Below are 19,517 nucleotides of genomic sequence, written 5' to 3'. Positions count from 1 at the left end.
GCATCGCCCGTCGCTCAAGGGTCAGCCGATGCAGCTCACCGGAATTCACCATCTCACCGCCATCACCGCGCAGGCCGCAGACAACCTGGCCTTCTACACGCGGGTGCTCGGCCTACGTCTGGTGAAGAAGACGGTGAACCAGGATGACGTGTCGGCCTACCACCTGTTCTATGCCGATGGCCGTGCCTCGCCCGGCACCGATGTCACCTTTTTCGACTGGCCGGCCCCGCCGGAGCGGCGCGGCACCAACAGTATCAGCCGCACCGGCCTGCGAGTCTCGGGCGCCGCCGCGATCGCGTGGTGGCGCGAGCACTTGGCACGGCAGGGCGTGACCCACGCTGTGCCGATGGAGCGTGACGGTCGCCTCACCCTCGATTTCGAGGATGGTGAGGGACAGCGCCTGATGCTGGTGGATGATGGGGGCGTTGGGGAGGCCCATCCCTGGGCCGGAAGTCCCGTGCCGGCCGAGCACCAGATCCGCGGACTCGGGCCGATCCGCTTGAGTGTGGGACAGATCGCGCGGACTGAAGCGGTCCTGACCGACATCCTCGGCATGAGCCACGATCGCAACTATGAGCTGCCCGAAGGCGAGGTCCGCGTTTACCGCATGGGAGCCGGTGGTCCAGCCGCTGAACTTCACCTCCTCGCCGAGCCGAAGCTCGGCCCTGCGCATCAAGGCGCGGGCGCCGTCCACCACGTCGCGTTCCGGATTCCGGATGCCGAGTATCAGGCTTGGGCCGACCGTCTCCGGGTGCGACGGATTCCTTCCAGCGGGCCGGTGGATCGCTACTACTTCCGCAGTCTCTACTTCCGCGAGCCCAACGGCATCCTGTTCGAGATCGCCACCGACGGTCCGGGCTTTGCCACCGATGAGCCCCTTGAGACGCTGGGCGAACGCCTCGCTCTGCCGCCTTTTCTCGAAAGCCGCCGTGCAGAGATCGAGACGGGGTTGAAGCCGCTGTGAGGCAAAACCGAAGAATTAAGAACGATTCCAGACCATTGCCCCCAGCGCACCTGCGTACGCGCGCCGCCTTGACGCGCCCACCGCAGGTGCGAGAAGACCCCACGCAAAGCTTCGAGATTCGAGCGAAATTCGAGACGGACCGTCGATGAGCAAGTTCAACGAGGAGCGTGTGCTGAGCGTCCATCACTGGACCGACACGCTGTTCTCCTTCCGCACCACCCGCGATCCCGCCTTCCGTTTCCGCAACGGCGAGTTCGTGATGATGGGCCTCAAGGTCGAGGGCCGTCCGCTCTTGCGCGCCTACAGCGTCGTCTCGGCCAATTACGAGGAGGAACTGGAGTTCTTCTCGATCAAGGTTCCGAACGGCCCGCTCACCTCGAAGCTGCAGCACCTCAAGGTCGGTGACCCGATCATCGTCGGCAAGAAGCCGACCGGTACCCTGGTGCTCGACAACCTGATGCCGGGCAGGAACCTCTACCTGCTCGGCACCGGCACCGGCCTGGCGCCCTTCATGTCGATCATCAAGGACCCGGAAACCTACGATCGCTTCGAGAAGGTCGTCCTCGTCCACGGCTGCCGCCAAGTGCAGGAACTCGCCTATGGCGAGACCATCACGCAGGACCTGCCGAACCACGAATTCCTCGGCGAGGTCATCAGCGCCGGTTTGATCTACTACCCGACCGTGACCCGCGAGCCCTTCCGCAACCGCGGCCGCATCACCGATCTGATGACCTCCGGCAAGCTGTTCGAGGATATCGGTCTGCCGCCGATGTCGGTGGAGAACGATCGGTTCATGCTGTGCGGCTCGCCCGACATGATCCGCGACACCCGCCAGCTGCTCACAGACGGTGGCTACGAGGAGGGCAATCACGGCGAGGCCGGCCACTACGTCATCGAGAAGGCGTTTGTCGAGAAGTGAGTCTTACCGGGAGGTGAGCGGAGCCCGCGCCGTCTTCATCGCCGGTGCCGGGACCGAGATCGGCAAGACCTACGTCACCGCCGCGCTGACGCGGCGTCTGCACGACCGGGGCCGTACCGTACGCACTCTGAAGCCCTTGGCGAGCGGGGTTCCGCCGCTCGGTACCCCCGGTTTTGCGGACAGTGATACAGCGCGCCTGCTTGCGGCGCAGGGCCTGCCCGTGACGCTTCGCACCGTAGAAGCCTGCTCGCCCTGGCGCTTCGCCGCGCCGCTCAGCCCCGATCTCGCCGCCGCGCAAGAGGGCCGGACCCTGGCCCTGGATGACCTTGTCGACTGGTGCCGGACCGAGATGGCCGGGATCTCGCCCGGCGGTACCCTCCTGATCGAGGGGGTCGGCGGTCTGATGAGTCCGGTGACCGGCGACGCGACCGGCCTCGACTGGCTCAAGGCCCTCCGCCTGCCGGCCCTCATGGTCTCGGGGTCCTATCTCGGAGCCATCAGCCACGCCCTCACGGCCGCCGAAACCCTAGGCGCCCACGGGGTTCCACTCCGCGGGATCGTCGTTTGCGAGAGCCCGAACGCGCCGACGTCACCGGATTTCGTGGCGGCGGCACTCCGTCGCCATCAGGGTCGCCATCAGGCTGTCCCGGTCATCGTCATCGCCCGCGACGGCGACTGCCCGGATGCTCTGGCCGACCTCGTCTGACCCGCAGGGCCATCGAACGAGCCCGACAAGACGGACGGGGGGCGCTTTCCGCTTCAGAGGACTTGGATCGACAGCGCGCCGGCTGGGCAGATCCGCAACACGTGCGGGCGTTCTGGCACCACGTCCCAAATCCGTGCCTCAGCGTAGCGCAGCTGGATCGTCCCGCCCGGTCCAGGTCCGTGGAAGGCATGCTCCAGGGCGAGCACCAGGGTGGGACGCGGTGGATGCGGTCGAAGGGTGGTGTCGACCGTCAGCGTGATCGCATCGGCCGCCGAATGTGCGAAGGCGTCGAAGCTCTGCACCAGCCCGTCGATTTCGGCTCCGTCCAGGGTCAGCACGAGGCAGAGGCGGGGCAGGGCGGTGGGGCAGGCGGTGGCCGGCACGTCCCGTCGCAGGGTCACGCTGAAACGCGACGAACCCTGCGCCGGATAGACCCAGCGATGGGCTTCCCGCACTCCCTGGAAGGGCACCCATTCCTCTGGCTGCGATGCAGAGGGGGCTGCGACCCGGCCCTCGGCCCGGCCGTCCTGGCGGTAATGCAGCAGGGGGTTGACCCCAGCGGCCCCGATATCGGGATAGCGCGCCACATACATCAGGGTGCTGAAATTCGGGTTCGGATCAAGGCCGGCCTTCGCGCCGAAGCGCAGGTAGTGGCGCACCGGGTCGAGGCGGATGCGGCCGCTCTGGTGCTTGTAGAAGGCAGTGTCGAAATCGGCGCTGGGGTCGCGGTTCTGCGCCGCCCCGCGCCACACGTAGTGCAGAAACGGGTCGATGCCGGAGCGGGCAACGTCCGGATGCTGGGTCCGGTAGTAACCGGCGTCGAACAGCCGGGGCACACGCCCCAAGGTCACCCGGCGGAACAAAGTGGTGGCGATGCGGATGAGGCGGGGCGGCAGCGGGATCGTCATGTGAAGGTCGGCGCCTCGCACAGGCGGCGCAGGACCGCACCGAAGGTCTCGGCATCGTCCTCGCGGGCGAGCTGGGCGAGGCCGTTCTGCTGAACCTGGGTCCAAGCGGACTCGGTCTGGTGCAGCTGCGCCAGCGTCTCGGCAAAGCCTGGTGGATCGTGCCAATCATGGACCCGGTACCCCGTGCCGTCCGGCCAACCCATCTGCCCGGCCAGGATAGGCGTGACGACGCTCGGCAGGCCACGTGTCACGGTCTCCAGCACCTTGTGTGGGATGCCGGCGGCGAAGCGCGTCGGCGCCACGGCGACGCGGGCGGCATCAAGCGCGGGACCGATGTCGTCGACCCGACCCAGCACGGTGACGCCGGGCCGGGTCAGCCGCTCGGCAATGGACGGCGCGACGGTGCCGATGATGGTGATGCGCGCCTCCGGCAGGAGCGTCCGTAGAGGAGTCCAGACCTCTCCAAAGAACCAGTCGAGGGAATCGATGTTGGGCTCTCCCTCGCGGGAAAGGGAGCCAATAAAGACGAAGCCCGCGCGGGCCGCGAAGCCGGGGGGATTTGGATGCGTTGCGTGGAGATGGCCGAGCACCACAGGATCGGCGATGCCGGCGTGCCGGAGCAGCCGCGCATCGGCGGGCGAGACGCAGACCACGTTGTCGGCCGCCGCAACCGGCCGGAGTTCCAGTGTCGTGGCTCGAGCCAGCGCCGGTCCCGGGGCCGGTCGGCCCTTGAGGGTAGCGATGACGAAGTCGCGCAGGGCGTAGAGAGATTCGCAGTCGAACACCACGCGGGAGCGCCCGACATCCCGGGGGCTCAAGCCGAGGTCGTGCAGGACCTCGCAGACCATGCCGACATGCGGCGGACGGCTGACCCAGAGCACATCGTAGAAACCGGCGCGCTCGCTGACGAGGCGTCGGAAACCCTCCCGCCCACAGGGCTCGATCACCTCGATCCGATCCGAAAGGTCACGGTAGGTTCGCGCCGGTTCCTCGCGCTCGCCGTAGACCGAACACACCGTCACCGCGTAGCCGAGATCCGCCATCGCGTTGACGATGGTGTTGGCGCGCGGCAGCCCGGCCCCCAGATCCTGGTGTGGCGCCCGGTCGTCGACGTAGAGGATGCGCAGGGCGAAGGGCGCGTCGTCGCGGGGTCCGAACCCGGTGCGCGCCGGCCCCTGCCCGAACAGCCAGCCCCGATGCCGCTCGCGGAAGCGGATGCGGTTGCGGTCGAGCAACGCTTCGACGTCGGCGCGCCGGACGCTGGTGGCGCTCTCCACGTGGATCGCGATGCTGCGCGGCTGGTAGACGACGCGCCGCCCGGCCTGCTGGCAGCGCAGGCACAGGTCGGTATCCTCGAAATAGGCCGGCGCGAACCAGTCGTCGAAGCCGCCGAGCGTGGTGAACAGTGCGGCCTCGATCATCAGCACCGCCCCGGAGACGTAGCCGACGTCGCGGGTGTAGGAGGCCTCTGGAGCGAAGGGGTCGAGACCGCCCCGCCCATGGGGATGGGTGAGCTGCGGATCGTCCTGGAAGCCCGCGCCGGCCTCCTGCAGGATGCCGCCAGGGAACACCAGCCGGGCGCCGACGATGCCGATATCGTCGGATTCCGAGAAGGTCGCCACCAGGGCCGCCAGGGCGCCGGGCATCAGGTCGACATCGGGGTTGAGGAACAGCAGGTACCGGCCCCGCGCCTTGGCCGCGCCCTGGTTGCAGGCCGGGCCGAAACCGATGTTTTCGTCGTTGAGGTGGATCTGCGCCCCGTCGATCCGGCCGAACAGCGCCCGGGTTTCCGGATCGGAGGCGTTGTCGATCAGGATCACCTCGAAGGCCGGGCCGGCGAAGGCCTGCTGCGCGGCGAGCTTGGCCAGCGTCCAGGCCAGCAGGTGCCGGGCCCCGCGCGAGACCATGACGACCGAGACCAGGGGCTCGGTCTCGGGCCGGAACGCGAGGCGTATGTCGTTGAGGAACAAGGCGTTCCAGATCAGGGCGCCCTCGACCAGGGCCGCCTTGCGGCCGGAGGGCGCGTCGAGGATGTCGGGGGCAGCCATCATGGCAGGGGTTCCTCTGCCGAGGCGATCTCGGACAGGATGGTGATCCGCCCGATGAGATCGTCGTGCAGGAACAGGATCTTGGACGGACCCGCGTGGACGGGCTCGAGGCCCGCGAAGGTCAGGGCGGCGGGGGCGCCCGGCAGGTCCTCACGGGCCGTGGTATACAGAAGACCCAGGCTGGTATTCAAAGAGGTGACGCGTTGCAACGTGATCTCCCGCGTCGACGCCCCGATCTGGAAGGCCGCGTTGGGGTGAGTCCCGAACGCGAGGTGGCGCGGGAGCGACAGGGCGAGCAGCGCCCCCTCTCCGGTGAGGCCGACGAGGCGCGCCTCGGCATCCCAATCCGCGGCGACATCCGCCAGCTCGGCCGCGAGTTCGGCCCGGAGGGAAGGGGGCAGCCGCCGCTCGCGGACCCATTCCGGCGACAGGGCGAGGTGGAGCCCGGCAAGGCAGGTCCCTTGGCTGGTCTCTTGGCCGGTCTCTGGACTGGTCCCCTGGTCGGTCCCCGATGATCCGGCACCGGCCCTGGCGAACCAGCGCCGGCGCAAGGGGGTGTAGGGGGCGGCGCCCGGCGGTCCGGCGCGCTCGGTGGCGATCAGCCGCCCGAGATCGGGATGGTCGCGGAGGTCCGACCGCAGCGAGGTCTCGCAGGCGAGACGTCCGTGCCGGAGGGGCATGGACACGAGGCTCGACGCGACGAAGGTGGCCGGCTGCGCGGGATCGCTCGACGCCGGCTCGTCCGGGCCGGATGTGTCCGCGTCCCAGGCGGGAAGCATGGCCAGCAAATCGGTTTCCGCCTGCTCGGCTCCCTTGTTGTAGCCGGCAAATAGAGCTTCGCAGGCACGGGTCAGCGCGGCGAGTCCGGTCGCGTCCGAGGCCAGCGCCAGGACCATGTCCTTGACCGCCTGCCCGGTCTGTAGGCGGTGGGCCGGCGCCACCGGGTCGAAGCCCTCGAAGCCGAGAGCGGTGCCGATGACCGGTTTGCCGAAGGACAGGGCTTCGGCGACCTTCATCTTCAGCCCGCTGCCCATCAGGATCGGGGCGACCACGAGGTCGACGTCGTCGTAGAAGTCCTCCAGCCGCGGGACGTAGCCGGCACGGATCACCCCCGGCGATGTGGCCGGGCCGAGGCTGTTGCTGATCTCGCCGGCGATCACGAGTTCGGGCCGCCCCGGCACCCAATCCGCGCTCCAGGCGGCGGCGAAATGCCGGATCGAGAACAGGTTCGGGTCGTTGCCGTGGCCGAGGAAGCCGATGCGCGTCAGCCGGGTCGGCGCCGCGAACGGGCGTCGGGCCAGGAAGCGGGGCGGCAGGAGGTGGACGCGCCGGTCGGTGAGAGTCCGAAAATAGGCGGCCTCCTCGGATTGGATCGCCAGGACGATGTCGGCGCGGGCGAGGCCGGCCGCCTCGCCGGCCCGGTCGGTGTAGAAGAAATTCGGCTCGGCCCGGAACGGCCGGTAGTGGCGCTGCCGGTCGGCGAAGCGGTCATGCGTGTCGATCAGCTTCAGCATGCCCGGGGGCGCCGCTTCGAGCGCCCGCGACAGGAACACGTAGTTCACCAGAATCGCGTGGGTTTCGGGATAGGCCTGGCCGTACCAGGCCACGAAGGCGCCGACCGCGTCGGGGCACCAATCGTCGATGCCGAAGCCGCGCGCCCGCGTGGTGAGCGGGATCGTGCCCTGGGGCTCGATCCGGAAGGTGTGCCGGAACAGTCCCGCCGCCTCGGCCTCGTCGGTGGGCGGGTGCTGCCCGAAGCGCCGGTAGATCTGATCCTCGTGGGCGTAGGTCGCGAGGTCGATGGCGAAGCCGCCGCGCTGGAGGGACAGGCAGGTGGTCAACAACCGGCGCCGATTGCCGGCGCTGGTCGGGAAGGCCGGCATGGGCGCCACCACGAGGATCGCAGGGGGGCTCATCCGCGGGGCTTCCCGATCGTGGCCGGAGTGACGCTGCCGGTTCCGAGCAGGAGCGCCTGCGCCACCGCGAGGTCCCGGGGATTGCCCCAGACGGTTTCCAGGCCGAGGCGCGTCTCGGGCGCAGGCCCGAAGCGCAGGTCGGCCCGCACCACCCGCGCGCAGCTCCACGTCGTCCCGGCCCGGACCAGGAGATAGTTCGGCACCCCGGAGCCCGAGAGCGTGGCCTGGCTGTCGCTGTCGCGCGCGATGGCGAGGCGGGGCGCCGCGTCCCGCGCCGGCATGTTCCGCGCCGGCATGTCCGGCACCGGCGTTTCCAGGAAGGCGGGGGCCAGGAGGGGGAACAGCGTCGCCAGGGCGTCCAGGGTGGCCGGCGTCACCGCCGCGAGCACGGCGCCCGCCAGGGCCGCGCGCGCGGGCGCCGTCAGCTCGGCGACCGGGCGCGGCTTCGGACATGTGAGGGCCACCTCGCGGAAATGCGTCGCCAGCACCAAGGTGCCGCCCTTCGCCAGGGCCGCCCCGGCATCCGTCAGGACGAGCAGTCCGGCCGGGTCCCGCGCGTCGGCGCCGAAGCCGGTGAAGGCCCAGGTCAGCAGGCCGACGCCCGCCGGCCCCGCGATCCCGAGGGGAATCGGCAGGTCCGTGCCCACGGGGTAGCGGCAGACCAGCACGCCGTTGCCGGCCGCGAACAGGCGAGCCTCGCTGACATCGGGGTGGTCGGGGGGGGCGGTCATGCGGCCTTGGGATGTGATGGGCGGGTGATTGCGCGGAGGTCGGTCGGCCGAGGGTCATCCGAACCCCCCTGCGATCGCCTCGTCACCACAAGGACTCCCGGACCGGCCGGGTTCTGAGGGGGCACCGTCGCGCCCGGCGATGGCCGTCGAGCGATTCCCGTCACGCGCGTCCCCGAAGGCTGCGGCCCGAACTCCAGGGTGCGAAACCGCTCGCCATGGGGACGCGGGGGGGGGCTTCAGCCGGTCCGCTGCGCGCCGAAAGCCGCCAGGATGCGGGCCCAGGAGCGGGTGCCCTTGTGAAAGCTCGTCAGGTCGTACTTCTCGTTGGGCGAATGGATGCGGTCGTCGTCGAGGCCGAAGCCGATGAGCAGGGTGTTGCGGTCGAGCAGGCGCTTGAAGTCGCCCACGATCGGGATCGAGCCGCCGGCCCCGATGGTCACGGCGGGCACGCCCCATTCCTCGGCCAGGGCCGCGCGGGCGGTCTCGAGCTCGGGCATGTCGAACGGCAGGCTGATGGCGCGGCTGCCCTTGTAGCAGATCACCTCCACCGAGCAGTCGGCGGGGATGCGTTCGCGCACGAAGGCCTCGAAGGTGCGGGCGAGCTGTTCAGGGTCCTGGTCGTCCACGAGGCGGAACGAGACCTTGGCGCTGGCCTGGCCGGCGATCACCGTCTTGGTGCCCTCGCCGGTATAGCCGCCGATGATGCCGTTGACGTCGCAGGCGGGGCGCGACTGGATCAGCTCGATCAGCATGCGGCCGCGCTCGCCGGCCGGCTCCGACAGGCCGATGGGACCGAGAAAGGTCTCCGGCGTGAAGTCGAGGCCGCGCCATTGGTCGAGCACCGCCTGCGGCGTCTCGCGCACGCCGTCGTAGAAGCCCGGCAGCGCGACCTTTCCGTCGACATCGTGCAGGTCGGCGATGATCTTCGACAGGACATGGATCGGGTTGCGCGCCGCGCCTCCGAAGAAGCCCGAATGCAGGTCGCGGTCGGCGCAGGTCACCGTCACCTCGAAATAGGCGAGGCCGCGCAGCGAGGTGGTGATGGCCGGCGTGGTGGGGTTCCACATGCTGGTGTCGCACACCAGCACGATGTCGGCGGCGAGCTTGTCGCGATTGGCCGCGACCCATTCGGGAAGGCCCTGCGAGCCGTTCTCTTCGGCGCCTTCGATCAGGATGGTGACGCCGCAGGGCAGCTCGCCCTCCATCGCCAGATGCGCTCGGCAGGCCTCGATGAAGGTCATCACCTGGCCCTTGTCGTCCGAGGCGCCGCGCCCGACGATTTTCTTCTCGCCCTTGGCGTTCAGCGCGAGGCGCGGCTCGAAGGGCGGCGTCTCCCACAGGGCCAGCGGGTCCACCGGCTGCACGTCGTAATGGCCGTAGAACAGCACATGCGGGGCGCCCGGCTTCGGGGCGTGGGCCAGCACCACCGGGTGCAGGGACGTCTCGTGGATGGCCGTTTCGAAGCCCAGGGCCGTCAGCGTGCCCTCCAGCCACTCCGCCGCCGTGCGGCAATGGGGGGCGAAGGCCGGGTCCGTGGAGATCGAGGGAATCCGCAGGAAGGCGAAGAGCCGCTCCAGGGCGTTGTCGAGGTCGCGGTCGATATCGTTGAGAACGGGGGCGAGCGCGGTCATCGGGCGTCCTTCACGGGGAGGCGAGCGGCGGAACCGGGTTAGCGCAAGGGAGCCGGGCCAAGCAACCAGGCAGGATCAAGCAACCGGGCAGGAGCAAGCAACCGGGCAGGACCGAGCAACCGGGCAGCACCGAGCAACCCGGCTCCACCGAAGCAATCGTCGCATCGTCGAGCCGTACCGCAACGTATCCGTCAGCCGTGCGCCGTGTCGGCCCGTGCACGCTCGGCGGGAACACCCGCTTTTTGGAACTGTTATCGAGTGGACCGGCCCGGGGCGGATGATTTTTCCCCGCCGCGGCCCCTGCGACCCTGTCTCGAAATCCAACGGTGCCGTGCCTGTCCCGGCCCGCAAGTCACGGATACCGCCATGCTCATCGAAAGTGGTTCGCCTCATGCGGCGAACACCATCGGCATCACCCTGACGATCAACGGCGAGACCCGTTCGCTTCAGGTCGCGCCCTGGACCACGCTGCTCGACCTGTTGCGCGAGGACCTCGACCTCACCGGCACCAAGAAGGGCTGCGATCACGGCCAGTGCGGCGCCTGCACGGTGCTGGTGAACGGCACGCGCATCAATTCCTGCCTGACCCTGGCGGTGATGAAGGACGGGGCCAGCATCACCACCGTGGAGGGCCTTGCTGGGAGTGCAGGCCTTGCCGGGAGTGCAGGCCTTGCTGGGAGTGAGGGCGTCGCGGGCGCGGAGGGCCTGCATCCGCTCCAGGCGGCCTTCGTCGAGCACGACGCCTTCCAGTGCGGCTACTGCACGCCCGGCCAGCTGTGCTCGGCGGTGGGGATGATGACGGAAGGCCACGCCCATTCCCGCGAAGAAATCCGCGAGGCGATGAGCGGCAACATCTGCCGCTGCGGCGCCTACACCAACATCGTCGATGCGATCGAAGACGTGATGCACGCGGGAGCCGCACGATGAACCGCTTCGATTACGTCCGCCCGACCACCGTGGACGAGGCGGTGCGCGCCATCGCGGCGGGCGCCAACAGCCGCTTCATCGCCGGCGGCACCAACCTCGTCGATCTGATGAAGTACAATGTCGAGCGGCCCGAGCGCCTCATCGACATTACCCGGCTGCCCCTCGACCGGATCGAGGAGCGCGACGGCGGCCTCAGCCTCGGCGCCCTGGTGACGAATTCGACGGTGGCCTACGACGCGCAGGTCCAGGCGCGCTATCCGCTCCTGTCGAGCGCGATCCTGGCTGGAGCCTCGGGGCAGCTGCGCAACGCCGCCACCACCGGCGGCAACCTGCTGCAGCGCACCCGCTGCTACTATTTCTATGACGACGCCACGCCCTGCAACAAGCGCGAGCCGGGCACCGGCTGCGCCGCCATCGGCGGCGTCAACCGCATCCACGCCATCTTCGGGACGAGCCCGTCCTGCATCGCCACCCACCCCTCCGACATGTGCGTGGCGCTCGCCGCGCTCGAAGCCAAGGTCCGGGTCGCGGGTCCGGGGGGCGAGCGCACCATTCCGTTCGCCGACTTCCACCGCCTTCCCGGCGACGCGCCGGAGCGGGACACTACCCTGGCGGCGGACGAGATCGTGCTCGCGGTCGATCTGCCCGACGAGGAGTTCGGCGCCCACCACACCTACCTGAAGCTGCGCGACCGGCTCTCCTACGCCTTCGCGCTGGTCTCGGTGGCGGCCGTGATCAAGCGCGACGGCGACACCATCCGGTCCGCGCGCTTCGCGCTCGGCGGCGTCGCCCACAAGCCGTGGCGCAACGCGCAGGCCGAGGCCTTCCTGGTCGGCAAGCCCGCCACTGCGGAGACCTTCGCGGCGGCCGCCGACATCGTGGTGGCCGAGGCGCAGCCCCAATCCGAGAACGCATTCAAGATCGAACTCGCGCGTCGTGCCATTGCCCGCGGCCTCGCCCAGGCCGCCGCCGGCACGCCGCAGTCGCAGTCCGACAAGCGCATCGCCTGAAGGAACCCTCATGGCCCACAGCATCAGCACCTCAGGCACCGACACCTATGTCGGCACGGCGCAGAGCCGCGTCGACGGCCCGGCCAAGGTCACCGGCCAGGCGAAGTATGCCGGCGAATTCGCCGCCCCCGACCTGACCCACGGCTACGTGGTGTCGAGCGGCATCGCCCGCGGCCGCATCCTGTCCATCGACACCGCCGCCGCCGAAGCGGTGCCGGGCGTCGTCAAGGTGTTCACCCACGCGAACCGGCCGCGCACCGCCTGGCTCGACTACAATTACCAGGACCAGGTCGCGCCTCCGGGCTCGCCCTTCCGGCCGCTCTACGACGACAAGGTCCATTACAGCGGCCAGCCGGTGGCCCTGGTGGTGGCCGAGGATTTCGGCACGGCCCGTTACGCCGCCTCGCTGATCAAGCTCACCTACGAGGCCGAGGCGCCGACCACCGATCTCAGGAGCCTGGAGGACGTGGCCTACGTGCCGCCGAAGAAGCGCTCCGGCATCAAGCCGCCGCCGGCGCCCTGGGGCGATGCGGACGGCGCCTACAAGGCCGCGCCGGTCCAGCTCACCAACCACTACCACATGGCCGTAGAGCACCATAACCCGATGGAGCCCCACGCCTCGACCGTGGTCTGGGAGGGCGGCGGCAAGCTCACCGTCTACGACAAGATCCAGGGCGTCTCGAACAGCCTCGGCTACATCACCGGCGTGTTCGGGATGAAGAAGGACGACGTCCACGTCCTCAACCCCTATCTCGGCGGCGGCTTCGGCTCGGGGCTTCGCCCGCAATACCAGCTCTTCCTCGCCGTGATGGCGGCGCGCGAACTCGAGCGTTCGGTGCGGGTGACCCTGACCCGCGACCAGATGTTCACCTTCGGCTACCGCCCCGACGTGCGCCAGACCATCGCTCTCGGGGCCGAGGCCGACGGGGCGCTGACCTCCGTCCGGCACGAGGCGATCTCCGGCACCTCCGGCTTCGAGGATTACCAGGAGGTGGTCGTGAACTGGTCGGGCATCCTCTACGATTGCCCGAACGTCGCCCTCGATTACCGTCTGGCCAAGATCGACACCTACACCCCCTCCGACATGCGGGCGCCGGGTGCGGTGACGGGCGTGTTCGCCCTCGAAATCGCCATGGACGAACTCGCCCACGCGACGGGCCAGGACCCGATCGACCTGCGCCTCAGGAACTACGCCGAGAAGGACCGCACCCAGGACAAGCCGTTCAGCTCGAAATCCCTGCGCGCGGCCTATGCGGAGGGGGCCGAGCGCTTTGGCTGGTCGGGCCGCAACCCCGAGCCGCGCTCGATGAAAGAGGGGCGCGAACTGGTGGGCTGGGGCATGGCCACCGGCATCTGGGAGGCGCTGATGCAGCAATCGAGCGCCCAGGCCACGCTGACGGCCGACGGCAAGCTCGTGGTCGGCAACCAGACCGGCGACATCGGCACCGGCACCTACACCATCCTGACCCAGATCGCCGCCGATGCGCTCGGCCTGCCGATGACGGACGTGACGACGAAGCTCGGCGATTCGAAGCTCGCCAACGCGCCGATCGCCGGCGGCTCCTGGACGGCGGCCTCCTCGGGCACGGCGGTGATGAAGGCCTGTCGCGAGATCGCCGCCCAGGTCTTCACCCTGGCGCGCGGCCTCGACGATTCGCCGCTCGCCAACGTCGATTTCGATCGCGCGGTGTTCAAGGAGGGGCGCATCTCGGTGGCGGGTGACCCGTCCCGCAGCATCGCCCTCACGGAGGTGATGGCGAAGGCGGGGATGGACAAGATCGAGGCCACCGGCTCGGCCGGGCCGGATTCCAACCATTCCCAGGACTTCGCCGGCTACACCCACTCGGCCATCTTCGCCGAGGTGAAGGTTGACGAGGATCTCGGCGTGGTGCGCGTCACCCGCGTCGTCTCGGCGATCGCGGCGGGCAAGATCCTCAACACCAAGACGGCGCGCAGCCAGATCCTCGGCGGCGTGGTGATGGGCATCGGCTCAGCGCTGGAGGAGGAATCCATGCTCGACCACACCATCGGCCGGTTCATGAACCACAATCTCGGAGAGTATCACGTGCCGGTGAATGCCGACATCTTCGACATCGACGTGATCTTCGTCGAGGAGGACGACAGGGCCAATCCGATGGGCGTGAAGGGCCTGGGCGAGATCGGCATCGTCGGCACGGCGGCGGCGGTGGCCAACGCGGTGTTCCACGCCACCGGCAAGCGCATCCGCGACCTGCCGATCACCATCGACAAGATCATCGGCTGACGGCGAACCGCCGTCCGTCCCGACGATCGAGAGCCGCGTGCCCCCCGGTGCGCGGCGCTCAGCGCGTCGCGCGGCCGAACAGGCGTTCGGCGAAGCTCGGACCCGCATCGCCGCGTCCGGCCACCACCACGAGGCGGCGGACCTCGCCGCGCAGGTAGGCCTGGAGGAAGCGGTTGTAGTCCCGGAAGGAGACGCAGCCGTTGGAGGCCCCGCTCGGGCCCAGCATGTAGGTATGGGCCAGGATGCCGTCGCGGCCGTGGATCGCCGCGCTGCCGCCGACCGGGTTGAGCCGGATCGCCCGCACGCCGTGGAACAGGGCCTCGCGCTCGGTGAGGTCGTAGGTGCCGGGCGGGGTGGAGCCGCGCATCCGGCGATGGACGTGGCGCGGGTTGTCCATGCTCTCGCCGAGACCCGAATGAGCCTCCAGCCGCTCGCCGCTCGGCAGCGTCACGGTGCGGGCGGTGATGTCGTAGACGGCGGTGCCGGCGCTCACCCCCGGATTGCTCTCGATGATCCGGCGCGGTCCCGGATCGATGGTCGGATCGACCGACGCGTAGGCGAGGGTGGTGCGCGGTTCCGGGTCCGGCGCCGGGCGGGTCCCGAACACCGTGTCGAAGAACGAGCGCTCGGCCTCGGCATTGGCCTGCGCCCGCTCCGTCCGGGTCCGGCGCGTCGTCAGGGCGCGCAGGGCCGGCTCGGACCGAAGGGCGAAGCGGGCCGGCTCGGCCTGACCCGGGACCTGGGCCTGGACCTGGGCCAGGAGCCCGGCCGGACGCGGGACCGGCAGGGGAACGAGCTGGGCCACCGGTTGGGCCACCGGTTGCGCTATCGGCTGGGATACCCGCATCGGCGTGGCCGGCAAGGCGCGCGGCGTCACCATCGCCAGCACGGTGGCGGGCGCAACCGCCGGGACCAGCGTGGCCGCGAGCGGCAAAGCCTGCGCCAGCCGGGGCACGGACGCCCCGAGCGCCGGGGTCGGGTCGAGCATCCACGCGGAGGCGCTGGGGGCGCGGACCGCCGCCAGGACGGACGGTCCCGGTCCGGCGGGCACCGGCCCCTCCGGCGCGGTCAGGCGCGGGAAGACGCCGCAGAGCAGCGCGACCAGGGACGTCTGGAGCAGCACCCGACCGCGCGGCCGGCGAGGGCGGCGGAGACGGCGGCCGTACGGATACACAGCGTCGTTCATGCGGGCGCTACTCGGATACGCAAGTCCCGAACGGACACCGGTCCAGCTGCGCACACCTGAAGAAAAGGTTAAGCGAAACCAGGATCGGACGAAGGTGCCCGTTGAGGAAACATCAATCTTAACGGGACCACTACAGCCCCAACTTGGTTAATCCGAGATAAACCGCAGCGCATCTTGTCGCCGAAACGATGCGTTGTCCGCAAAACGCCCGCTTCCCGGCCCTTTTCCCGGCCCTTGCTCACCAACTCCCACTTGCCGTCTCTCACGTGCCGGCTTCCACTTTCCCACCGTCGAACCGCCGACGCGAAAAAAGCGGGACCGACCCTGTGGACCTCGGGGGCAAACCGGGATCGGACGGCGCACCTGCGGAATTTGGGCGTATGCTGTCGAGCGATCCGGGCCGGTTGCCGGTTTCAGGGAGATCGCGGCCGCATGGGGTTCCTCATCGTCTTTCTCGGCGCCGGTCTCGGCGGCATGGCCCGCCACGGTGTCGGGCTCGCCGCCCTGCGCTTCGGCACGAGCTTTCCCTACGGCACGATGGGCATCAACATCCTCGGGTCGATCCTGATGGGCGTGCTCGCCGGATGGTACGCCATGCGCAGCGGCAGCCAGCCGATGCGGCTGTTCCTCGCGACCGGCGTGCTCGGCGGCTTCACCACCTTCTCCTCCTACGCGCTCGACGGCATCCTGCTGCTGGAGCGCGGCGAGGTCGGTGCGGCGATCATCTACATCCTGGGCTCGATGGTGCTCGGCCTGGCCGGTCTGCTCCTCGGCCTCATGATCATGCGGATGATCCTGTGACGAAGGCCGAATCGGCCTGAGGCCTGCGTGCCAGGTACCGTGCGGCACGAGACGGCGCGGCGGCCGGACCGAGCCCGGGGCCGTCCCGCCGATCGTTCGGGGCCGACAGTCTGCCGGAGACCGAGTCCGTCCGGGCAAGCGCCGGAAAGATGGCCCGTTTTCTCCGCGCGTGGAATGCCTCCAAATTAAAACTGACCGAATATTGGAATGATGCAAGATTCAATCAATTCCAATCTTGTCTGAATTGCTTGCCAAGCCGAGTGCCAGCTTTCAAACCTTGCCTCCACCGAACAAAAGCCGCCGGGAGAGCAGGACGATGGAACGCACGCTGGACTGGATGCGCGGCTATGCGCGGCTCGCCTGGTGGGACGGCTCGGCCCTCGACCTGCGGCTGCATCGCCTGACCGACATCATCGACGCGCTGGCCGGCGTGCCGGAGGCGGACCCGGCGCTGGTTCCGGCGCACTGGCGGACGCGGGCGGAGGGCCGGGGGATGAGCGATCGGGCGCCCGCGACCTGGGAACCCGCGACCTGGGAACCTGCGAACTGGGCATTGGGAGAGCGCGCGTGAGCGGTGGAGATGCCGCCCGGACGGTCGCCGGACAGGCCAGGCCGGCCTGCGCCGAGTCGGCGTCGCCCGAGGGTCACCTCGACGAGGCCCTGCGCCGGGCGTTCTGGCAGAGCCTGAACCGCGCGCCATTGCCGGCGATGTCGGCCCTGGAGGTGGCGGCCCGCGTCGTCGGGGCCCTCTACCGCCAGGTGGCTCAGGCTCATGAAGGCCCGAACGGGTGCCGCTGCGGCTGGGAGCCGGACCCGGATTGCGATCTCATCGTGCTGGAAGCCCATCTGGCGGCCGCCCTGATGCAGCCGCCCGAACCGGACCTCGCCCACATGGCGGTGCTGGGGCGGGCCTGAACCGCGCTTCGGTTACGGTTCCCTCACACTCCCCGGGCGATCATGGGCGATGCGGGGCCGCGCGGTCGGCCGGGCATCGCAGCGCCGGAGATGTGAGATGGACGGGTTCTATCGCGGGATCGAGACGGCCCTGCTGGCCTTCAGTCTCGTCCTCGGGCTGGGCGCGCTGGTGGTGTCCGACCGGGCCACGCCGCGGGCCGCCGTCACCGAATTGGCGATCACGCTGCCGATGTTGTCCGTCACGGCGACGCCCTGAGATTTCGGCGTTGCCGAGCAACGATTTATGCTCCGGCAGGTCTCTTGACTGCAACCCTTCAGCCCGCTCGCGACTTAACTGTTCAAGCAGCAACGCAGGCCGTTGCGCAAACCCGACACGTTGAGGGCACGTCCACCGAGGGATGTGCGAGCGAGACTTTTCGATGATGGCAAATCGACTGCGGATGCCCGCACTCGCGGGCGCTTTCTTCTTGATGGGATTCGGCGTCTCCGGTGGTGGCGTCATGGCGGCACCCGCGGCCGATCAGGGGCCGGCCAAGGCCTCCGGCTCCAGCCCGACGATTACACCGGTGGCGGCCGTGACGGAATCCGAGGACGAGGCGGTCAATTGCAGCCGCTCGCGTCGACGCCTGTGGATCGAGGGCGAAGGCTGGATCGTGCGCCGGGTCACCACCTGCCGTTAGGCGGGTTGTCTCCACGGGATGGGCTGAAAATTTCCAGTCTCAAGACCTGAGGCCGAGATTTTTGACGCGAGACACCGAAACCCTGCCGCCCGGCAGGGTTTTTCGTTTGAACTGCTGTTTCGTGCTGAACTGCTTTTGTCTTGGGCCGCTTCTGTTCCGGGCTGCGTTCGGCGCGCCTTGCCTCGCGCCCTAACTTGCCTCGCGCCCTAAGCAGTCTTCGACGGTGTCCGTTGCGCAGGAGGCGGGAACGACCGGTGGAATGGGGTGGTTTTCCTCCGGATCGGCGCGCGTCGGAGTTCGGCCCCCCATGACCACTCGCTTCCTGACGGCGCCCCTCGGCGCCCGCCTCCTCGGTGCGGCCCTGGTTCTCGCCGCCGCGACCGGCGCGGCCTGCGCCCAGGATGTCGCGTACGCCCGAACGTCGGGCTATGGCCACCGCTCGCCCTACGGCCAGGCCTTCCCGGATGGGCACGACCAGGGCTACGGCTACGGCGGCGCGCTGATCGAGGGCGCCTATGTCGGGGCACCGTTGACGCGGGTTCCCCGCCCGAGCGAGCTGGTGCCGAGCGCCTGGGGCTACGGCACCTACGGGATTCCGACCGTCGCGGGCATCCGCAGCACCCGCCCGGGCACGCCGACCGTCTATGTCATCGAAGCGCCGCGCGCCGAGGCTCGCGGAACCATCCGGTCCCGGTCCGCGATGGGCCGCTCCAGGGTTGTGGTTCGCGATCGCCGGGGCCGCTGGTCGGAGCCCGCACGGCAGACCGGGCCGGCCTCCGTCCAGGCTGCGCCCGCCGCAGCCGAGATGAGCGGCGGCGCGCGCGTCATCCCGGTTCGCGTCTCGCACCGATAGGCTCGGCCAGGGCTGTCCGCCCACGAACGGAAGATGTTTCGGCTCGAGACGCTTTGGCAACCGGTTAATCTGTTCCTGTCATCCTCACGTCAACAACCGTGAAGGTGGTCGGGCCACGCCATGCATATCGTCCTCGTCGACACCAGTCGGGTCGTGCTCAAGATGATCTCGGCCCTGCTGGAACCCAACGGCCACACCGTCACGGCCTTTACCGACTCGGCGGAAGCGCTCGACTATGTCGAGAACACCGCATCGGTGCGGGTGCTGATCACCAGCCTCGAGGTCCGGCCCTTGGGCGGCCTCGAATTGTGCTGGTCCGCCCGTCTGCTGGCGGAGGCCAATCGCCCGCTCTATGTCATCACGATGTCGTCCGCCCGCAACGCGCGGAACCTCGCCGAGGCCCTCGACAGCGGCGCCGACGACTTCATCGAGAAGCCGCCGGGACCGGAGGAGCTTCATGCCCGCCTGCGGGCCGCCGAGCGCCTGACTACGATGCAGAGCGAACTGATCCGCCTGGCCGAGACCGACTCGCTCACGGGTCTCCTGAATCGCCGCGCCTTCCTGCAGAAGTCGCGCGATGCCGCGGAGCGGGTCGGCGACCATGGCAAGATGTCGGCGATCCTGCTCGACATCGACCACTTCAAGCGCATCAACGACGAGTACGGCCACGATGTCGGCGATGCCGCCATCCAGGCCGTCTGCCGCGAACTGGCGCTGGACGGAATCGTCGGCCGCCTCGGCGGCGAGGAATTCGGGATCGTCCTGCCGCACCGGGCCGGTACCGAGGCCGAGGCCATCGCCACCCGCCTGCGCCGTGCCATGGAGGCCCTGCGCATCCGCGGCGGCCGCGTGCCGATCCGCCTCACCTGCAGCTTCGGCGTCAGCGAATGGTCGGAGGGCGACACCGTCGAGGGCCTGCTCAAGCGCGCCGACATCGCCCTCTACGAGGCCAAGACCACCGGCCGCAACCGCGTCGTCAGCGCCGCATCCGATCTCGTCCTGGCCCGTGCCGGCTGAGCCGGCGCCCGAAGAATTCCCAACCGTCCGGCCGCGTCGTCT

Annotated in this window: 19 protein-coding genes; 13 read left to right on the top strand and 6 right to left on the bottom strand. The window is 69.4% G+C overall.

Annotated elements, in window-relative coordinates; genetic code table 11:
* Positions 1–28: 28 nt before the first annotated feature.
* From ASF57_RS17480 to bioD, 3 genes are all read left to right on the top strand, one after another.
* Positions 29–964, top strand: a complete 936-nt coding sequence (locus tag ASF57_RS17480) for a ring-cleaving dioxygenase (protein ID WP_056182519.1) — start codon at positions 29–31, stop codon at positions 962–964.
* 145 nt (positions 965–1,109) lie between these two features.
* On the top strand, positions 1,110–1,883 hold the full coding sequence (locus tag ASF57_RS17475; protein WP_056485437.1) for a ferredoxin--NADP reductase: 774 nt from the start codon (positions 1,110–1,112) through the stop codon (positions 1,881–1,883).
* Positions 1,884–1,896: 13 nt separating this feature from the next.
* On the top strand, positions 1,897–2,589 hold the full coding sequence (bioD, locus tag ASF57_RS17470; protein ID WP_056182512.1) for a dethiobiotin synthase: 693 nt from the start codon (positions 1,897–1,899) through the stop codon (positions 2,587–2,589).
* A 53-nt stretch (positions 2,590–2,642) separates the two neighbouring features.
* Here bioD and ASF57_RS17465 read toward each other — a convergent pair whose 3' ends face one another.
* The 5 genes from ASF57_RS17465 to ASF57_RS17445 form a co-directional block, all read right to left on the bottom strand.
* Positions 2,643–3,497, bottom strand: a complete 855-nt coding sequence (locus ASF57_RS17465; RefSeq protein ID WP_056182510.1) for a hypothetical protein — start codon at positions 3,495–3,497, stop codon at positions 2,643–2,645.
* Positions 3,494–5,548 (bottom strand): glycosyltransferase, encoded by a 2,055-nt coding sequence (locus ASF57_RS17460; RefSeq protein ID WP_056485435.1) that lies wholly within the window; start codon positions 5,546–5,548, stop codon positions 3,494–3,496. The genes ASF57_RS17465 and ASF57_RS17460 overlap by 4 nt, the downstream gene beginning before the upstream one ends.
* The gene (locus tag ASF57_RS17455; RefSeq protein WP_056485433.1) at positions 5,545–7,461 is read right to left on the bottom strand and encodes a glycosyltransferase; all 1,917 of its coding nucleotides are present in this window, start codon (positions 7,459–7,461) and stop codon (positions 5,545–5,547) included. The genes ASF57_RS17460 and ASF57_RS17455 overlap by 4 nt, the downstream gene beginning before the upstream one ends.
* Positions 7,458–8,192, bottom strand: coding sequence for a hypothetical protein (locus ASF57_RS17450; RefSeq protein WP_056485431.1), 735 nt, complete (start codon positions 8,190–8,192; stop codon positions 7,458–7,460). The genes ASF57_RS17455 and ASF57_RS17450 overlap by 4 nt, the downstream gene beginning before the upstream one ends.
* Positions 8,193–8,428: 236 nt before the next feature.
* Positions 8,429–9,823: a M20/M25/M40 family metallo-hydrolase gene (locus ASF57_RS17445; protein ID WP_056485429.1), complete on the bottom strand. Its 1,395-nt coding sequence runs from the start codon at positions 9,821–9,823 to the stop codon at positions 8,429–8,431.
* Between the two features lie 366 nt (positions 9,824–10,189).
* On the opposite strand from ASF57_RS17445, the gene ASF57_RS17440 reads away from it, so the two are divergent.
* The 3 genes from ASF57_RS17440 to ASF57_RS17430 are packed head-to-tail and all read left to right on the top strand — an operon-like array spanning position 10,190 to position 14,023.
* Complete coding sequence (locus tag ASF57_RS17440; RefSeq protein ID WP_056182491.1) at positions 10,190–10,750, top strand: (2Fe-2S)-binding protein; 561 nt, start codon at positions 10,190–10,192, stop codon at positions 10,748–10,750.
* Positions 10,747–11,760: a xanthine dehydrogenase family protein subunit M gene (locus ASF57_RS17435; protein ID WP_056182489.1), complete on the top strand. Its 1,014-nt coding sequence runs from the start codon at positions 10,747–10,749 to the stop codon at positions 11,758–11,760. Before ASF57_RS17440 ends, ASF57_RS17435 begins: the two co-directional genes overlap by 4 nt.
* A 10-nt stretch (positions 11,761–11,770) precedes the next feature.
* On the top strand, positions 11,771–14,023 hold the full coding sequence (locus tag ASF57_RS17430; protein WP_056182486.1) for a xanthine dehydrogenase family protein molybdopterin-binding subunit: 2,253 nt from the start codon (positions 11,771–11,773) through the stop codon (positions 14,021–14,023).
* A 58-nt stretch (positions 14,024–14,081) separates the two neighbouring features.
* On the opposite strand, the gene ASF57_RS17425 is transcribed toward ASF57_RS17430, so the two are convergent.
* On the bottom strand, positions 14,082–15,209 hold the full coding sequence (locus ASF57_RS17425) for a tlde1 domain-containing protein (RefSeq protein ID WP_056485427.1): 1,128 nt from the start codon (positions 15,207–15,209) through the stop codon (positions 14,082–14,084).
* 432 nt (positions 15,210–15,641) lie between these two features.
* Here ASF57_RS17425 and crcB point away from each other — a divergent pair, with 432 nt between their 5' ends.
* The 7 genes from crcB to ASF57_RS17395 all read left to right on the top strand — a co-directional run bounded on the left by crcB (position 15,642) and on the right by ASF57_RS17395 (position 19,475).
* Positions 15,642–16,010: a fluoride efflux transporter CrcB gene (gene crcB, locus ASF57_RS17420; protein ID WP_056182479.1), complete on the top strand. Its 369-nt coding sequence runs from the start codon at positions 15,642–15,644 to the stop codon at positions 16,008–16,010.
* Between the two features lie 316 nt (positions 16,011–16,326).
* Positions 16,327–16,581: a hypothetical protein gene (locus tag ASF57_RS17415; RefSeq protein ID WP_056485425.1), complete on the top strand. Its 255-nt coding sequence runs from the start codon at positions 16,327–16,329 to the stop codon at positions 16,579–16,581.
* Positions 16,578–16,925, top strand: a complete 348-nt coding sequence (locus ASF57_RS17410; protein ID WP_056182471.1) for a hypothetical protein — start codon at positions 16,578–16,580, stop codon at positions 16,923–16,925. The genes ASF57_RS17415 and ASF57_RS17410 overlap by 4 nt, the downstream gene beginning before the upstream one ends.
* Before the next feature lie 97 nt (positions 16,926–17,022).
* The gene (locus ASF57_RS26515) at positions 17,023–17,181 is read left to right on the top strand and encodes a hypothetical protein (protein ID WP_200935887.1); all 159 of its coding nucleotides are present in this window, start codon (positions 17,023–17,025) and stop codon (positions 17,179–17,181) included.
* Positions 17,182–17,344: 163 nt separating this feature from the next.
* The gene (locus ASF57_RS17405) at positions 17,345–17,605 is read left to right on the top strand and encodes a hypothetical protein (protein WP_244476989.1); all 261 of its coding nucleotides are present in this window, start codon (positions 17,345–17,347) and stop codon (positions 17,603–17,605) included.
* Positions 17,606–17,912: 307 nt separating this feature from the next.
* On the top strand, positions 17,913–18,458 hold the full coding sequence (locus ASF57_RS17400; protein WP_056485423.1) for a hypothetical protein: 546 nt from the start codon (positions 17,913–17,915) through the stop codon (positions 18,456–18,458).
* 120 nt (positions 18,459–18,578) lie between these two features.
* Entirely contained in the window at positions 18,579–19,475 is an 897-nt protein-coding gene (locus ASF57_RS17395; RefSeq protein WP_056485421.1) for a diguanylate cyclase, read from the top strand.
* Positions 19,476–19,517 lie beyond the last annotated feature (42 nt).

Source organism: Methylobacterium sp. Leaf117, assembly GCF_001422985.1.
In the GTDB taxonomy this organism is placed as follows: domain Bacteria; phylum Pseudomonadota; class Alphaproteobacteria; order Rhizobiales; family Beijerinckiaceae; genus Methylobacterium.
The sequence above is the reverse complement of the archived record's forward strand: the minus strand, read 5'-3'. Positions and strand labels throughout refer to the sequence as shown.

Bases quoted from the DNA above. Each gene is read 5' to 3' on its own strand.
- ASF57_RS17480 (WP_056182519.1), top strand. From the start codon at position 29: ATGCAGCTCACCGGAATTCACCATCTCACCGCCATCACCGCGCAGGCC.
- ASF57_RS17475 (WP_056485437.1), top strand. From the start codon at position 1,110: ATGAGCAAGTTCAACGAGGAGCGTGTGCTGAGCGTCCATCACTGGACC.
- ASF57_RS17465 (WP_056182510.1), bottom strand. From the start codon at position 3,497: ATGACGATCCCGCTGCCGCCCCGCCTCATCCGCATCGCCACCACTTTG.
- ASF57_RS17460 (WP_056485435.1), bottom strand. From the start codon at position 5,548: ATGATGGCTGCCCCCGACATCCTCGACGCGCCCTCCGGCCGCAAGGCG.
- ASF57_RS17455 (WP_056485433.1), bottom strand. From the start codon at position 7,461: ATGAGCCCCCCTGCGATCCTCGTGGTGGCGCCCATGCCGGCCTTCCCG.
- ASF57_RS17450 (WP_056485431.1), bottom strand. From the start codon at position 8,192: ATGACCGCCCCCCCCGACCACCCCGATGTCAGCGAGGCTCGCCTGTTC.
- ASF57_RS17445 (WP_056485429.1), bottom strand. From the start codon at position 9,823: ATGACCGCGCTCGCCCCCGTTCTCAACGATATCGACCGCGACCTCGAC.
- ASF57_RS17440 (WP_056182491.1), top strand. From the start codon at position 10,190: ATGCTCATCGAAAGTGGTTCGCCTCATGCGGCGAACACCATCGGCATC.
- ASF57_RS17435 (WP_056182489.1), top strand. From the start codon at position 10,747: ATGAACCGCTTCGATTACGTCCGCCCGACCACCGTGGACGAGGCGGTG.
- ASF57_RS17430 (WP_056182486.1), top strand. From the start codon at position 11,771: ATGGCCCACAGCATCAGCACCTCAGGCACCGACACCTATGTCGGCACG.
- ASF57_RS17425 (WP_056485427.1), bottom strand. From the start codon at position 15,209: ATGAACGACGCTGTGTATCCGTACGGCCGCCGTCTCCGCCGCCCTCGC.
- crcB (WP_056182479.1), top strand. From the start codon at position 15,642: ATGGGGTTCCTCATCGTCTTTCTCGGCGCCGGTCTCGGCGGCATGGCC.
- ASF57_RS17415 (WP_056485425.1), top strand. From the start codon at position 16,327: ATGGAACGCACGCTGGACTGGATGCGCGGCTATGCGCGGCTCGCCTGG.
- ASF57_RS26515 (WP_200935887.1), top strand. From the start codon at position 17,023: ATGGACGGGTTCTATCGCGGGATCGAGACGGCCCTGCTGGCCTTCAGT.
- ASF57_RS17405 (WP_244476989.1), top strand. From the start codon at position 17,345: ATGATGGCAAATCGACTGCGGATGCCCGCACTCGCGGGCGCTTTCTTC.
- ASF57_RS17400 (WP_056485423.1), top strand. From the start codon at position 17,913: ATGACCACTCGCTTCCTGACGGCGCCCCTCGGCGCCCGCCTCCTCGGT.
- ASF57_RS17395 (WP_056485421.1), top strand. From the start codon at position 18,579: ATGCATATCGTCCTCGTCGACACCAGTCGGGTCGTGCTCAAGATGATC.